Origin of the sequence: Vibrio sp. D54 (genome assembly GCF_021728075.1) — a bacterium.
Taxonomy (GTDB): Bacteria; Pseudomonadota; Gammaproteobacteria; order Enterobacterales; family Vibrionaceae; genus Vibrio; species Vibrio alginolyticus.
The window spans coordinates 40,270-55,214 of the sequence record NZ_JAKKCS010000020.1 but is presented as its reverse complement, the minus strand read 5'-3'; the positions used below and the strand labels follow the sequence as shown (position 1 = coordinate 55,214).

13 protein-coding genes are annotated in these 14,945 nt (G+C 48.0%); 6 read left to right on the top strand and 7 right to left on the bottom strand.

Going from position 1 to position 14,945, the window contains the following annotated elements:
* Positions 1 to 168: 168 nt before the first annotated feature.
* Positions 169 to 1,035 (top strand): mechanosensitive ion channel family protein, encoded by an 867-nt coding sequence (locus tag L3V37_RS20675; RefSeq protein ID WP_104976175.1) that lies wholly within the window; start codon positions 169 to 171, stop codon positions 1,033 to 1,035.
* 98 nt (positions 1,036 to 1,133) lie between these two features.
* On the opposite strand, the gene L3V37_RS20670 is transcribed toward L3V37_RS20675, so the two are convergent.
* The 7 genes from L3V37_RS20670 to L3V37_RS20640 all read right to left on the bottom strand — a co-directional run bounded on the left by L3V37_RS20670 (position 1,134) and on the right by L3V37_RS20640 (position 8,764).
* Positions 1,134 to 1,454 carry a DUF1840 domain-containing protein gene (locus L3V37_RS20670; RefSeq protein ID WP_130546308.1) on the bottom strand — a complete coding sequence of 107 codons (321 nt, stop codon included), beginning with the start codon at positions 1,452 to 1,454 and terminating at the stop codon, positions 1,134 to 1,136.
* Between the two features lie 175 nt (positions 1,455 to 1,629).
* Positions 1,630 to 2,532 carry a hydroxymethylglutaryl-CoA lyase gene (locus L3V37_RS20665; RefSeq protein WP_237306950.1) on the bottom strand — a complete coding sequence of 301 codons (903 nt, stop codon included), beginning with the start codon at positions 2,530 to 2,532 and terminating at the stop codon, positions 1,630 to 1,632.
* Positions 2,513 to 4,561: an acetyl/propionyl/methylcrotonyl-CoA carboxylase subunit alpha gene (locus L3V37_RS20660; protein WP_237306948.1), complete on the bottom strand. Its 2,049-nt coding sequence runs from the start codon at positions 4,559 to 4,561 to the stop codon at positions 2,513 to 2,515. The genes L3V37_RS20665 and L3V37_RS20660 overlap by 20 nt, the downstream gene beginning before the upstream one ends.
* A complete protein-coding gene (locus L3V37_RS20655) occupies positions 4,554 to 5,336 on the bottom strand; it encodes an enoyl-CoA hydratase-related protein (protein WP_237306945.1) in 783 nt (260 codons plus the stop codon). The genes L3V37_RS20660 and L3V37_RS20655 overlap by 8 nt, the downstream gene beginning before the upstream one ends.
* 104 nt (positions 5,337 to 5,440) lie before the next feature.
* Entirely contained in the window at positions 5,441 to 7,048 is a 1,608-nt protein-coding gene (locus tag L3V37_RS20650) for a carboxyl transferase domain-containing protein (protein WP_237306943.1), read from the bottom strand.
* Positions 7,049 to 7,162: 114 nt separating this feature from the next.
* Positions 7,163 to 8,332 (bottom strand): isovaleryl-CoA dehydrogenase, encoded by a 1,170-nt coding sequence (locus L3V37_RS20645; RefSeq protein ID WP_237306940.1) that lies wholly within the window; start codon positions 8,330 to 8,332, stop codon positions 7,163 to 7,165.
* 45 nt (positions 8,333 to 8,377) lie between these two features.
* Entirely contained in the window at positions 8,378 to 8,764 is a 387-nt protein-coding gene (locus tag L3V37_RS20640) for a MerR family DNA-binding transcriptional regulator (protein ID WP_005373242.1), read from the bottom strand.
* Between the two features lie 209 nt (positions 8,765 to 8,973).
* Here L3V37_RS20640 and L3V37_RS20635 point away from each other — a divergent pair, with 209 nt between their 5' ends.
* The 5 genes from L3V37_RS20635 to L3V37_RS20615 all read left to right on the top strand — a co-directional run bounded on the left by L3V37_RS20635 (position 8,974) and on the right by L3V37_RS20615 (position 14,931).
* A complete protein-coding gene (locus tag L3V37_RS20635; protein ID WP_025767891.1) occupies positions 8,974 to 10,152 on the top strand; it encodes a thiolase family protein in 1,179 nt (392 codons plus the stop codon).
* Positions 10,153 to 10,222: 70 nt separating this feature from the next.
* Positions 10,223 to 11,716, top strand: coding sequence for a CoA-acylating methylmalonate-semialdehyde dehydrogenase (locus tag L3V37_RS20630; RefSeq protein ID WP_005373229.1), 1,494 nt, complete (start codon positions 10,223 to 10,225; stop codon positions 11,714 to 11,716).
* A 93-nt stretch (positions 11,717 to 11,809) separates the two neighbouring features.
* The gene (locus L3V37_RS20625; protein ID WP_237306937.1) at positions 11,810 to 12,964 is read left to right on the top strand and encodes an acyl-CoA dehydrogenase family protein; all 1,155 of its coding nucleotides are present in this window, start codon (positions 11,810 to 11,812) and stop codon (positions 12,962 to 12,964) included.
* 49 nt (positions 12,965 to 13,013) lie between these two features.
* Positions 13,014 to 13,790, top strand: a complete 777-nt coding sequence (locus tag L3V37_RS20620; RefSeq protein WP_140253821.1) for an enoyl-CoA hydratase — start codon at positions 13,014 to 13,016, stop codon at positions 13,788 to 13,790.
* 10 nt (positions 13,791 to 13,800) lie between these two features.
* Positions 13,801 to 14,931 carry an enoyl-CoA hydratase/isomerase family protein gene (locus L3V37_RS20615; protein ID WP_237306936.1) on the top strand — a complete coding sequence of 377 codons (1,131 nt, stop codon included), beginning with the start codon at positions 13,801 to 13,803 and terminating at the stop codon, positions 14,929 to 14,931.
* Positions 14,932 to 14,945 lie beyond the last annotated feature (14 nt).

Sequence of the window (14,945 nt, the reverse complement as noted above, 5' to 3'; positions counted from 1 at the left end):
CTTAATCGGTTGAAGCCAAAGTGGGAAACCACTCGAAGCGTTTTACGTAGATTACAATATAGTTAATAAGAAGAACTTAATTGAGCCGCTGCGCTATCGATTGATCCAAAAATTTATGACTTATGCGCTCTGGCTTGCTGGCAACGATGAATCAAGAGTGAGCACTTTATGTTCGAACGGGTCATTTCATTTTTAGAAACAACACTGTTTACCTTTAACGAACAACCTATCACGTTGTGGGCGATATTGATGGTGCCGACATGGGTGATTGTCGCTTTATGGTTGTCCAAAATTTTAATCAAAACCGTTACGTCAAGAATGTCTTCATCGGGGAAAGACCCAAACGTGATTCATTTGGTTAAACGGATATTATTTGTCATCGCTCTCGCCATTATTTTTATGACCACACTTTCGATGATCAATGTGCCAATCACCGCGTTTGCCTTTCTGTCTGGTGCCATCGCTATCGGCTTCGGTTTTGGTGCGCAAAACATCATTAACAACTTCATAAGTGGCTGGATTTTGATTGGTGAAAAGCCAATCCGAATTGGGGACTTTTTAGAGGTTGAGGGCGCCAAAGGCACTGTCGAGCAAATAAATACACGCTCAACGAGAATCAGACGAACCGATGGTGTTCATATGCTCATACCCAACAGTCAGTTGATTGAGAACGTGGTGATCAACTGGACGTTATGCGACAGATTAGTTCGTGGCTCTGTCGTCGTCGGTGTCGCGTATGGGAGCGATGTCAAACAGGTTGCTGCCTTAATGGCGGAAGTGACTTCGCAGCAAGCGCAAGTTCTGAGTTCGCCAGCGCCAGATGTGTTTTTTCAAGACTTTGGTGACAATGCTTTGATCTTCGAATCTTATTTTTGGATTAACTCAACGGTTGAGGGCGGTATTCGCTCGGTCGCAAGTGCCATACGTTTTGAAATCTACGAAGCTTTCGAAAAGCATGGCATTGAAATCGCGTTTCCACAACGAGATGTGCACATTGATGGGCAAATCAAGTTGTCTAGGGAGAGAAACGGATAGGGCGATAAGCGGTATTGGTGTTCTTATCTTGGTGTCGAGTAACCATAGCGAGGCGGTCACAACACGGATTCACCTCGCTAGAAACCAGTTTGAAGACGTTATTGGTTGTCCCACATGACTTCGCATTCTTCTTTGATTGCTGATTTTAGCAACTCAATAAGTGGAAACGCTCTGCGTCCTAGGCTTACCGCGGGCTCTGCTTGTTCTTCCTCTTCGTCTACATCAGTATGGAGGTTTTCTTCAGTTGCATTTTTCGCAGATAGAGCAGAAGTTAATCTTGATAGCGCGTCAGGAACATCTTGAGCGGAAATTGATCCCGGCACCGTGCCGCTGTGACCCATCATTTTGAGCATATCTAATGCAATATCACCAAACATTGTGACGTTTGAGTGGCTTCGACAACGAAATGTTATGAGCATTTACCTGATCCTGTTTTATATGTTCGCTTTGAAACTAAATTGTAGCTGAAATCAGGCACTAATTAATGTGATGAAGACCGTTGAGCGTTAAGGTTTTTATGAGTAACAATAAAAAACGGGCACGTACGTCTGCATGCCCGTTTAAATACATTATTTGATTATGATGGTTGATGATTTACAAGCTATACGGATCGCCTAGAGCCAATGCGACCCTAGAAGCTGGAGGTTTTCCTAACGCACGGCAAATTTGCCAACCCGCCTGGTTGATGATGTTGAGGTCAACGCCTGTTTCAATACCAAGCTGTTCACACAGATAAAGCACATCTTCCGTTGCAACATTCCCACTGGCTCCTTTCGCGTAAGGGCAGCCCCCCAAACCAGCAACAGCACTATCAATGGTATTGATCCCCATCAGCAAGGCTTGGTAAATATTGGTCAACGCTTGTCCATAAGTGTCATGAAAATGTACCGCGAGCGCGTCTTTTGGCAGTAGCGTTAACAACGAATCCAGCATGGCGATAACGCGATTTGGAGTTGCTTTTCCGACAGTATCACCGAGAGAAATCTCATAACATCCCATATCAAACAGCGTATTTGCGACCTTGGCAGTTTGCTCTGGCATGATGTCCCCCTCATATGGACACACCATGGTACAAGACAAGTACCCGCGCACAGGAATGTTGTGCTGGTTCGCCAATTCGATAACGGGCTCAAATCGAGCGAGACTTTCGGTAATGCTGCAGTTGATGTTCTTCTGGCTGAACGTTTCTGAAGCGGAGCCAAACACCGCAATTCGCTTTACACCGCTTTCCAGCGCACGTTCTAACCCTGCGAGATTTGGTGTGAGAGCGCTATAAACCACGTCAGGCTTTTTTGAGATACCAGCAAACACCTGATCGGAATCGGCCATTTGAGGCACCCACCTTGGAGAGACGAAAGATCCCGCCTCAATATGCTTTAAGCCACTGCTGCTTAGTTGGTTAATCAAACGGATTTTATCAACCAGCGTCACTGACGTTTCATTTTGCAGACCATCACGAGCGCCGACTTCGACGATATTAACCTTCGCTGGTAGCATATTCGCGTTCCTTATCTTCACTGACGTTATCCGATATCAAAGACAAATCCAGCAGGATGGAACCGTGCTGTACTTGGTCCCCGTGCTGATAAAACAATTCGTCGACTGTTGCTGCTACCGGAGCCGTGATGGTGTATTCCATTTTCATTGCTTCGAGTACCAAAAGCGGATCGCCCGCCGCCACTTCGTCACCTTTAGCCACCATAACTGCTGAAATTATGCCGTTGAGTGGTGCGGTTGGACTTAGTTCGTCGTCTACATCTTTTGCAGAGTCAAAGTTAGGTTGATGAGCGAACGTGCGCTGCTGACCAAGATAAAATAGTGTTGTTCTTTGTTCATCGCTAAGTGCATTAAAGGTGTAACGCACATTATCAATATCGACGATAAACTGGTTGTCACTTTCAAGCAGGATGACCTGATGCAGCTCCTCACCACATCGGACAGTGAAGTGAGATCCTGTATCTTGCGATGATTGTTGCAAGCGTGCCTGATGGTTGGCATTGGCATCCGTGAAGTTAAATCGGTAAACGTTGTCAACTGACAGTCTAAAACCTCGTTTGGTTGGCGCGGGTAACGTTGAGCTGTCTGATTTTGAAATGAGATCATTCCAGCGAGCAACCGCCGCCAACGTTAGCCAAATAGAATCCGACACGTTTTGCTGAGCGCTAATGCCTTGCTGATGTTTAACCAGAAAGTCGGTATCAAGTTCGATATTGGCAAAGGCTGGCTGCGAAATAATGCTGTGCAGATAACCAATGTTTGTCGTCACTCCACGCACGTGGTATTGGGTTAACGCCTGCTTAAGCTGCTTTAGAGCGATATCACGAGTTTGCCCCCAGACGATCAGTTTGCTGATCATAGGATCGTAATATTCGCTGATGCTATCGCCTTGAGTAACGCCACTATCAACGCGCACGTACGCTAGGCGCACATTACTGTCTGATACGGGTTCTTTTAAGTAATCAATGCGGCCAGTCGACGGCATAAAGTCATTGTCTGTATCTTCTGCGTAAATTCGCAGCTCAATTGAATGACCGTTGTGGGTGATTTCCGATTGCGAAATAGGTAAATGCTCGCCAGCTGCGACTTTGAATTGCCACTCCACCAAATCAACGCCGGTGATCAATTCAGTGACAGGGTGTTCAACTTGCAGACGGGTATTCATCTCCATGAAGTAGAATTGACCTCGGCTATCGAGTAAGAACTCCACCGTGCCCGCGCCAACATAGTCGATCGCTTGAGCGGCCTGAACCGCAGCTTCACCCATTTGTTTACGCAGTTCATCACTAAGACCGGGAGCTGGTGCTTCTTCCACAACTTTTTGGTGACGGCGTTGAATGGAGCAATCGCGATCAGAAAGATAGACACAGTTGCCATGTTGGTCAGCAAATACCTGAACTTCAACGTGGCGAGGCTGCAATATGCATTTTTCGATTAGAAGCTGCTTGTCGCCAAAGCTTGAAAGTGCTTCACGCTGCGCACCGTCGATGGCCAGCGGCATTTCGGCTGCGCTATTGACTACTCGCATGCCTTTACCGCCACCCCCTTGGGTTGCTTTAAGCATCACTGGGTAACCGATTTTTTCAGCTTCCGCTAATAAGTGCTCTACGCTGTTGTCTGTGCCGTGATAGCCGGGAACCAAGGGCACGTTCGCCTCAGACATGATGGCTTTGGCTTGCGACTTCGAACCCATTGCTTCAATTGCGCTGGTGGAAGGGCCAATAAAGGCGATGCCATTTTCGCTGCACGCTTTGGCTAGTTTCGGGTTCTCGGAAAGAAAACCATACCCAGGGTGGATAGCATCGGCTTGCCATTTTTTCGCAGCGCCGATAATCGCATCGATATCGAGATACGATTCACTCGCCGGAGCGGGGCCAATGAATTCAGCGAAATCCGCTTGTTTAACATGTAAGCTGCTGCGATCCGCTTCGGAATAGACGGCAACCGTCTCGATAGCCATGCTTTTTGCGGTTTTAATGATTCGGCAGGCAATTTCACCGCGGTTTGCGATCAGTATTCTTTTAAACATGATTCCTCCAATTGGCGGCGCGCTTTTCAAAAAATGCACTCAGTCCTTCTTGTCCTTCTGCGGACACGCGGGCGGTTGCAATAGCTTGGCAGGTGTATTCAATTAATGAATTATCGATAGGTTGGTTATCACAGCGTAAACAAAGTGCTTTTGCAGCCTGCATGGCTTGTGGACCGTTGTTGAGCAGGTGATCAATGGTGCGATTGACGGCTTCACGTGGCTGAGCGTCTATCTGATGAAGAATACTCATCGATAGCGCGGTTTCGGCATCAATCAGTTCCGCGGTTAAAAAGTAGCGTCGGCTTTGTCGTTGTCCAATCGCTCGGATTACGTAAGGTCCGATGGTGGCGGGTAACAAACCGAGCTTCACTTCACTCAAACAGAAGCGGCTTTCAGGTGTACCAATAGCGATATCGCAGCAGCAGATAAGCCCAAGTGCGCCGCCAAATGCAGCGCCATGCACTATAGCAATGGTTGGTTTGCTAAAGGTATCCAGCGTATGCAAAAGTTTTGCTAGTTGCTGTGCATCTTGCAGGTTTTCACTCTCGGTTTTGGTGGCCATTGACTGCATCCAGCCCAGATCTGCTCCCGCAGAAAAGTGTTTTCCCTGTGCAGTTAACACCAGTGCACGGAGAGAATCGTCCTTTTCGAGCTGTTCTAGTGTCTCAATTAGTGAGGCAATCAATGCGTCATTAAACGCGTTGTGTTTTTCTGGCCGATTCAGGCTCAACCAGGCAACGCCATTGCTGTCTTTTTCAAGCAGTAGTCCGGTCATGTGACTTCCTTTGTCTGACATTTCAGTCTGTATTTCAATGCTCGCTAACCATTACTTGTTAAACATCGGTATTCGCGAGGAGTTAAGGTTTGCCTTGCATCCGACTACATACGGAAGATGCCAAATTTGCTGTCTGGTATCGGCGCATTAAGCGCAGCAGACAGAGCAATGCCGACAACATCACGGGTTTTCGCAGGGTCAATAATGCCGTCGTCCCACAGGCGTGCACTGGCGTAGTATGCATGGCTTTGAGTCTGATATTGCTCCGCAATTGGACGTTTGAACGCTTCTTCTTCCTCCGCGCTCCAGCTTTCACCTTTGCGAGTTTTGATATCGCGGGTCACTTGCGCCATCACGCCAGCCGCTTGCTCTCCACCCATTACGGAAATACGTGCGTTTGGCCACATCCACATCATGGTTGGATCATAAGCGCGGCCACACATGCCGTAGTTTCCTGCGCCATACGATCCACCAATAACCACGGTAAACTTCGGCACGTCTGCACATGCAACAGCAGTTACCATTTTCGCACCATGTTTGGCGATGCCTTCGGCTTCGTACTTCTGACCGACCATAAAGCCCGTGATGTTCTGCAAGAAGAGCAGAGGAATTTTGCGTTGTGCGCACAGCTCAATAAAATGCGCGCCTTTTTGTGCTGATTCCGAAAATAGAATGCCGTTGTTAGCGACAATGCCAATCGGCATACCGTGAATATGGGCAAAGCCACAGACCAAGGTTTCGCCGAACAAGGCTTTAAATTCATCGAACTGGGAATCATCAACAATTCGGGCAATGACCTCTTTAACATCAAACGGCTTTTTGAGATCGGTTCCGACGATACCGTACAGCTCTTGGGCAGGAAAATGTGGTTCCTGTGGTGCTTTTTGCTTGAGTTGAGCGGGTTTCAAGTGGTTAATTTGAGAAACGGCCTGTCTTGCTAGCTCTAATGCATGGTGGTCGTTTTCTGCGTAATAGTCCGCCACGCCAGAGGTACGACAGTGAACGTCTGCGCCACCAAGATCTTCCGCGCTGACTTCTTCACCTGTCGCTGCTTTTACAAGAGGTGGACCTGCCAAGAAAATCGTGCCTTGTTCTTTGACTATGATGGAAACATCACACATCGCAGGAACATAAGCGCCGCCAGCGGTACATAGCCCCATGACCACCGCAATTTGTGGAATGCCTTTGGCCGACATACGGGCTTGGTTGTAGAAAATACGGCCAAAATGGTCTTTATCTGGGAATACCTCATCTTGGCGGGGTAGGTTAGCGCCGCCAGAGTCTACTAAGTAAACACACGGCAGTTGGCATTTTTCTGCAATTTCTTGTGCTCTTAAGTGCTTTTTCACGGTAAGTGGGTAGTAACTGCCGCCTTTTACCGTCACGTCGTTCGCGACGATCATGCACTCAGTGCTGTCAATCACACCCACACCTGCAACCACTCCAGCACATGGAACGTAATCTGGATACACATCCCAGCCAGCAAATTGACCAATTTCTAGAAAGGACGAACCAGGGTCGAGTAGGGCAAGAATGCGCTCACGTACCGGAAGTTTGCCTTTCTTCTGCTGATGCTCGCGGGCTTTCTCACCGCCGCCATCTTCGATTTGCGCAGTCACGGTATAAAGTTGATCTACAAGTGACGCCATAGAGCGGTAGTTTTCCTGATACTGCTCTGAATGGGTATTAATATTGGTCGTCAAACAAGCCATAAATAGCCGATCTCCATTCGGTAGACGGGTGTCACCACCCGTTTTTATTTAGGTTGAATAAGATTTAGATTGAATAAGGAAGTTGTTTCGAGTTAGAACGCCTAGGTATGATGATTAGGCGCTTTCGTTAAACAATTCGCGACCAATAAGCATGCGGCGAATTTCTGAAGTGCCCGCACCGATTTCATACAGCTTGGCATCTCGCAACAAACGGCCCGTATCAAACTCGTTGATGTAGCCGTTACCGCCAAGTAGTTGAATCGCATCCAGTGCCATCTTGGTTGCCAGCTCTGCGCTGTAGAGGATCGCGCCAGCAGAATCTTTACGGGTGGTTTCACCGCGATCACAAGCGGCAGCGACGGCGTAAACATACGCTTTAGCGGCATTCATTTGTGTGTACATATCCGCGACTTTTGCTTGAACTAGCTGGAATTCACCGATGGATTTACCGAACTGTTTACGGTCGTGAATGTAAGGCACAACGATATCCATACACGCCTGCATGATGCCAAGTGGGCCGCCTGCAAGCACCACACGTTCGTAGTCGAGGCCGCTCATCAATACTTTCACGCCTTGGTTTTCTTCGCCGAGAATATTTTCCGCAGGGACTTCGCAGTTTTGGAAGACCAGCTCACACGTATTCGAGCCGCGCATACCCAACTTGTCGAGTTTTTGTGCTTGAGTAAATCCAGGGAATCCGCGTTCCACAATAAATGCCGTGATGCCTTTGGAGTGCTGGCTTGGGTCGGTTTTTGCGTAGACAACATAGGTGTGTGCATCAGGGCCGTTGGTGATCCACATTTTGTTGCCGTTTAGCAGGAAAATATCGCCTTTACGTTCGGCTTTAAGCTGCATAGAGACCACATCAGAGCCGGCGCCGGGTTCACTCATAGCAAGGGCGCCGATATGTTCACCGGAGATGAGCTTAGGTAGGTATTTCTCTTTTTGCGCTTGTGTGCCGTTACGGTGGATTTGGTTGACGCAAAGGTTGGAGTGAGCGCCGTAACTTAACGCAACCGAAGCGGATGCTCGGCTGATTTCTTCCATAGCGATAACGTGGGCGAGATAGCCCATGCCTGCACCACCAAACTCTTCGCTGGTGGTCACACCTAAAAGACCCATGTCACCTAATTTGGACCAAAGATGGTTTGGAAAGTCGTTAGTTTGGTCGATAGATTGCGCTAGCGGCGCAATTTCTCTTGCAGCAAAACTATTGATTTGCTCGCGAAGCAAATCGGTATTTTCGTCATAAACAAAGTTCAGGGAAGAGTAGGTAGATTTCATTGCGTGTCCTTGCCTTTACGTCACCTACATCCCAGAGTTGAGGTGTTAGGTGACTTTTTCGCCTTTCATGGATCTCAGTGTGTTTTGGCATCGCAACTGCGCAGCATTTAACTCCATCATTACCGCTTGAATGTCGTTTGCTTGCTGTTGCAATGCTGCCTTCTTCTCTTCGATCAACCGAATCATATAGTTCAACTGCTCAGTACTTTGATCGGTATCGTAGAGTTCAAATAACTCTTTGATATCTGCAAGAGAAAAGCCCAATCGCTTACCTCGCAAAATCAGTTTTAGTCGAATTCGATCGCGACCATTGTAGATTCGAGTGTTGCCTTTACGTTCTGGAGTTAGGAGACCTAAATCTTCGTAGAAGCGAATGCTTCGAGTAGTAATGTCGAACTCTTTCGCGAGCTCGCTGATCTTAAATGTGTTCATTCCTTAACCTTACGACTTTCGTATAACATTTACATGAATATACAATTCGTTAACGTTAAAGTAAACAAACAACATCCACTCTTGAGCCTTGATATCACTCGCATTTACTCGAAATCAAAGAATCACTCGAACAAACAATAACCTCAAACTTGACGTTAACGTAAATGTTAGTATAGTTATGACGTAAACGTCAACAAAAGGTTAATGGAATGAAAAATGAAACATGGATTGTTGCCGCTAAGCGAACGCCTATCGGCTCTTTTCAAGGTGCATTAGCTTCAACAGATGTCACGGAACTCGGTGCGAAAGCCATTCAAGGGGCGCTAGCCGAAAGCCAACTCGATGTGCACAAAATAGACGAAGTGTTGATGGGATGCGTTTTACCCGCCGGTGTGGGGCAAGCGCCTGCAAGACAAGCAAGTCTTAAAGCTGAAATGCCACAATCGATTGGTTGTACGACACTGAACAAAGTTTGTGGATCGGGTATGAAAACCGTGATGCTGGCATATGACCTTATTCAATCTGGTAATGCGCATGCTGTCATCGCTGGTGGCATGGAAAACATGTCGTCTTCTCCTTATCTATTAAAGAAAGCGCGTGATGGTTTCCGTTTAGGTCACGAGCAAGTGCTTGATCACATGTTTTATGACGGGTTGCAGGATGCCTACCAAGGCGAGCTGATGGGTGTCTTTGCAGAACAGACGGCGCAAAAGTATCAGTTCAGCCGTGAAAGTATGGATGCCTGGGCGCAACAGTCGTTGACTCGTGCGCAGCAAGCAATCGAACAAGGTTTGTTCAAAGAAGAGATCGTGCCTGTTAACGTAAAAAGTCGACGCGGCGAAACCTTGGTTGTAGATGATGAGCAACCGAGCAAACTCGACGTCACTAAAATTCCTACCTTACGCCCTGCGTTTGCCAAAGATGGCGGCGTAACCGCAGCAAACTCTAGTTCCATTTCGGATGGTGCGTCGGCAATGATCTTAGTCGATAGTGAGTTTGGTCGTCAGGAAAACCTTCAGCCTCTAGCCAAAATTGTCGCGTACAGCACGCATGCAAGACAGCCTGATGAGTTCACCATCGCACCAGTCTTCGCGATTGAATCGCTGCTGGAAAAAACGGGCTGGGACAAATCAGACGTGGACCTTTGGGAAATCAATGAAGCTTTTGCTGTCGTGACTCAATACGCGGTGAAAGCTCTCGAACTGGACGAGAGCAAAGTGAACCCTCGCGGAGGGGCTTGTGCGCTGGGGCATCCAATAGGCGCAAGTGGCAATCGAATCCTTGTCACTTTGATTCATGCGCTAAAACAAACTGGTGGTAAGCGTGGCGTTGCATCGCTTTGTATTGGCGGCGGCGAAGCTACCGCTATCGCGATTGAAATCTGCTAAATCACTCTCAACAAAGTTTCACTTACATAACAGTAGTCAGTAACAAGCTGAAAAATACAAGGATGTCATCATGACAGAACAAGTAAAGCAGTATATCGGTGGTGAATTTGCCATCTCCGATTCAAAACAATGGCTAGATGTAACCAACCCGGCAACCAACGAAGTGATTGCACAAGTACCTTGTGCCACGGAATCGGAAATGAATGCGGCGATTACCAGCGCAACAGAAACGTTCAAACGCTGGAAAGAAGTTGCAGCGCCGGAGCGTGCTAGATTGATGTTGCGCTACCAACATCTGCTAAAAGAGCAACACGATGAGTTGGCGATACTGCTTTCAAGTGAGACAGGCAAAACCCTCGCGGATGCAAAGGGTGACATTTGGCGCGGAATTGAAGTGGTAGAGCAAGCTGCAAACATTTGTAGCTCAATGATGGGCGAAACGGTTGAGAACGTCGCGACCAATATTGATGGTTACTCTTACATTCAACCGCTCGGCGTTTGTGCTGGCATTACACCGTTTAACTTCCCTGCGATGATCCCATTGTGGATGTTCCCGATGGCGATCGCTTGTGGCAACACCTTTATTCTGAAGCCGTCAGAGCAAGTGCCACTAACGGCAATGAAACTGGCGGAGCTGTTTGAACAAGCTGGCGCACCAAAAGGCGTATTGCAAGTTGTTCACGGGACCAAAGAGCAAGTCGACCGCATTCTGACTGATCCAGTTGTTCGTGCGATCTCTTTTGTTGGCTCTGTGCCCGTTGGTGAGTACATCTACAAAACAGGTACAGACAACCTGAAACGCGTGCAGTCATTTGCAGGTGCTAAGAACCACATGGTCATCATGCCGGATGCAAACAAACAGCAAGTCATCAATAACCTAGTTGGCGCGTCAGTTGGTGCTGCAGGCCAACGCTGTATGGCGATTTCGGTTGCCGTATTTGTCGGCGAAACCAAAGAATGGATTCCAGAGCTTAAAGAGGCGTTAGCTCAGGTTCAGCCTGGCGCGTGGGATGATGAAACCGCCGGTTATGGTCCACTGATTAGCCCTCAAGCGAAGCAGCGAGTGGTGAATCTGATTAATGAAGGCAAAGCGTCAGGCGCGAATTGTGTTCTGGACGGGACAGATTGCCAAGTACCTGGCTTCCCGAACGGTAACTGGGTGGGGCCAACACTGTTTACCAACGTGACCACAGACATGTCGATTTATCAGGAAGAAATTTTCGGGCCTGTACTGTTAACTATGGAAGTGGATGACCTAGATGAAGCGATTGAACTGATCAATGCAAACCGCTTTGGTAATGGTACGTCTATTTTCACGGCGAACGGCGCTGCCGCGAGAAAGTATCAACACAATATCGAAGTAGGTAACGTAGGCATCAACGTACCGATTCCGGTGCCATTGCCGTTCTTCTCGTTTACTGGGTGGAAAGGCAGCTTCTACGGCGACCTGCATGCTTACGGTAAACAAGCGGTTCGCTTCTACACCGAGACGAAAACTGTCACCGCGCGTTGGTTTGAAGATGACATTCCAAGCGGTCCAAACATGACCATTCAACTTAGCTAATTACTGGATTAGCGACACCTCTAGCCAAGCGCCACCGTTTAAGTGGGCTTGGCTCGGATACAAATGCAACGAATTAGACCTTAGGACTTCAAGATGGATTTTGAATTAAACGAAGATCAACTCGCGTTTGCCGAAGTAGCAAAGCAGTTTGCAGACCAAATGTTAGCGCCGCACGCGGCCGAGTGGGATGAAAACCATCACTTCCCTAAAGATGTACTGCGTCAGGCGGGTGAGCTGGGCTTTTTGAGTATCTACACGCCACCAGAGCACGGTGGCTTGGGGTTATCTCGTTTGGATGCGGCGATCATTTTCGAGCAGTTGGCTATGGGTTGTACCGCGACTACTGCGTTTATGACCATTCACAACATGGCGACGTGGATGATCACCAGCTTTGCCAAAGCCGAAGTGGCGCAGCAATTTAGCGCGGATCTAATTTCGGGTGAAAAGCTCGCTTCCTACTGTTTAACCGAACCTAATGCCGGCTCTGACGCCGCTTCTCTAACGACTAGCGCAGTGCGTGATGGCGATGAGTTTGTCCTCAATGGCGCAAAAGTGTTTATCTCTGGCGCGGGTGATACAGATGTATTGGTCGTGATGGCGCGTTCGTGTGGTGAAGGAGCGGGTGGCGTTTCTGCATTCGTTGTTCCTGCTGATTGCGAAGGCATTAGCTACGGTAAAAAAGAAGCCAAAATGGGTTGGAACTGCCAGCCAACTCGCATGATTACCTTCGAAAATGTCCGCATTCCGGCTGACTATCTGTTGGGTGAAGAGGGAGAGGGCTTTAAGTTCGCCATGCTTGGCCTTGATGGTGGTCGAATCAATATCGCTATTTGTTCCGTCGGTACTGCGCAACAAGCACTGAACGAAGCCAAGCAATACATGAACGAACGCAAACAGTTCGGCCGTTCACTGGCGCAATTTCAAGCGTTGCAGTTCAAGCTTGCTGATATGGCGACTGAGCTGGTCGCTGCGCGTCAAATGGTGCGACTCGCTGCCGCTAAACTCGATGCCCAGCACGCAGAAAAAAGTGCGTACTGTGCCATGGCAAAACGCTTTGCTACTGATGTGGGCTTTAAAGTCTGCGATCAGGCGCTGCAAATTCACGGTGGCTATGGCTACATCAAAGAATATCCAGTCGAGCGCCATTTCCGAGACGTTCGTGTTCACCAAATCCTTGAAGGTACCAACGAAATCATGCGTCTGATCGTCGCAAGACGATTACTAACGGAAGGCGTTGAGCTGCTTTAGTCAGCGAGACACAGCCTTACCTAAAGAAATTAAAAAGGACTGAAAGATTATGACGGCACAAATCAAACTAGAGCGTGAAGCGCACATTGCCAAGCTCACGATTAGTAACCCGCCAGCAAACACCTGGACGCTTGAATCTTTGAATCAGCTAAAAGAGTTGGCGATTGAACTCAGTAATGATCGCTCCATTTATGCGTTGGTATTAACAGGCGAAGGCGAGAAATTTTTTTCTGCTGGAGCGGATCTCAACAACTTTGCATCCGGCGATAAATCGCAAGCCGCAGATATGGCGTTCGCATTTGGTGAAGCCTTTGAAGCGTTGTCAGCGTTCGATGGTGTTTCCATCGCGGCAATTAATGGTTACGCGATGGGTGGCGGTTTGGAAGTGGCAATGGCGTGTGACATTCGCATCGCAGAAGAACAAGTACAAATGGCACTTCCTGAAGCATCGGTCGGCTTGTTGCCTTGCGCGGGCGGGACGCAAAACCTGACCGCGTTGGTAGGCGAAGGTTGGGCGAAGCGCATGATCCTGTGTGGTGAGCGTGTGACGGCCGAGCGAGCGGAAAAAATTGGTTTAGTCGAAGAAATGGTTGCAAAAGGCAAAGCACTGGAAGCGGCTATGGAACTTGCACAGCGCGTCGCAGGTCAATCGCCGAAATCCGTGTCTGCATGCAAAACGCTTATTCAAGGTCGACGCAGCCAAACTCATGCAGCTGGATTGGTTTTGGAGCGTGAACTGTTTTTACAGCTGTTCAATACACAAGATCAGACTGAGGGTGTGAATGCGTTTTTGCAAAAGCGCAAGCCACAATGGACAAACAGCTAGCGGAGGCCAAATGACAGGTACAGTAAATGTTTCAAAACTTGAGTGCGCTGATGGCTCTGTTATTGGTGTGCTAGAGCTTGATAACCCAGCAGCTCTCAACGCGTTGAGTTACGTGATGATTGAGAAGTTGTACAAACAGCTTAATGAATGGCAAACGGACGACAGCGTCGTCGCGGTATTCTTGCATGCTCAAGGTGAAAAAGCGTTTTGTGCTGGTGGTGATATTCAAGCGATCTACCGTGCACTTGAAAACAAAGAGCAAGACTTTGATTCTGCGTTTTCAGCGATGGAAACCTTCTTTGACCTCGAATATCGCTGTGATCATCTTATTCACACTTATCCAAAACCGATCATCGCGTGGGGGCATGGTTATCTGATGGGCGGCGGTGTGGGCTTATTTATGGGCGCAAGTCATCGCGTAGCAGAAACCACCACACGCTTTGCGATGCCAGAGATCAAGATCGGCCTTTACCCAGACGTAGGCGCTACCTATTTCCTAAATCAGTTACCAAAACATTTGGCACTTTTCTTAAGTTTGACGGCTTGCCAAATTAACGCGACAGACATGAAAGCGTTGGGATTAAGCCAATGGATTGCAAAGCCAGAAAGCAAACAAGCACTGTTGGATCTGCTTGCATCGGTAAGTTGGAAAGGTGAAGCGAACATCAACGAAAAAATCGCCACTGTGCTGCGTTCGGTACAAGTTGATGAGCCAACCGAAGGGATGTTGATGCCCTATGCGGAATTGATTGAGCAGTTATGTTCGGGTGACTTAGCGTCAATTGTTGATGCAATCAGCCGTGCTAACGTTGATAACAAGTGGTTCGTCAATGCGCAGAAGTCACTGAACTATGGCAGTCCGTTGTCGCTCAGTATCACTTATCAGCAGTTAACGCAGTATCAAAACCTCTCTTTGAAAGCGTGTTTTGATATGGAATTTAACCTAACACTACGTTGTGGCTTAGAAGGTGATTTTAGAGAAGGGGTTCGTGCGCTGATTATTGATAAAACCAATCAACCGACTTGGCAACATCGCACGGTTTCTGACGTAACGCCACAAGTTTTGGAGCGCTTCTTCTCGCCAATTGACTCAGCAGAATACCCACTGACCGCATCGTCGGTAGCTATAGCGGCACTTTAGTACAAGGAAGAAAT

Coding starts and splice junctions, on each gene's coding strand:
- L3V37_RS20630 (WP_005373229.1), top strand. CDS start 10,223: ATGACAGAACAAGTAAAGCAGTATATCGGTGGTGAATTTGCCATCTCC.
- L3V37_RS20625 (WP_237306937.1), top strand. CDS start 11,810: ATGGATTTTGAATTAAACGAAGATCAACTCGCGTTTGCCGAAGTAGCA.
- L3V37_RS20620 (WP_140253821.1), top strand. CDS start 13,014: ATGACGGCACAAATCAAACTAGAGCGTGAAGCGCACATTGCCAAGCTC.
- L3V37_RS20670 (WP_130546308.1), bottom strand. CDS start 1,454: ATGCTCATAACATTTCGTTGTCGAAGCCACTCAAACGTCACAATGTTT.
- L3V37_RS20645 (WP_237306940.1), bottom strand. CDS start 8,332: ATGAAATCTACCTACTCTTCCCTGAACTTTGTTTATGACGAAAATACC.
- L3V37_RS20640 (WP_005373242.1), bottom strand. CDS start 8,764: ATGAACACATTTAAGATCAGCGAGCTCGCGAAAGAGTTCGACATTACT.
- L3V37_RS20675 (WP_104976175.1), top strand. CDS start 169: ATGTTCGAACGGGTCATTTCATTTTTAGAAACAACACTGTTTACCTTT.
- L3V37_RS20660 (WP_237306948.1), bottom strand. CDS start 4,561: ATGTTTAAAAGAATACTGATCGCAAACCGCGGTGAAATTGCCTGCCGA.
- L3V37_RS20635 (WP_025767891.1), top strand. CDS start 8,974: ATGAAAAATGAAACATGGATTGTTGCCGCTAAGCGAACGCCTATCGGC.
- L3V37_RS20665 (WP_237306950.1), bottom strand. CDS start 2,532: ATGCTACCAGCGAAGGTTAATATCGTCGAAGTCGGCGCTCGTGATGGT.
- L3V37_RS20650 (WP_237306943.1), bottom strand. CDS start 7,048: ATGGCTTGTTTGACGACCAATATTAATACCCATTCAGAGCAGTATCAG.
- L3V37_RS20615 (WP_237306936.1), top strand. CDS start 13,801: ATGACAGGTACAGTAAATGTTTCAAAACTTGAGTGCGCTGATGGCTCT.
- L3V37_RS20655 (WP_237306945.1), bottom strand. CDS start 5,336: ATGACCGGACTACTGCTTGAAAAAGACAGCAATGGCGTTGCCTGGTTG.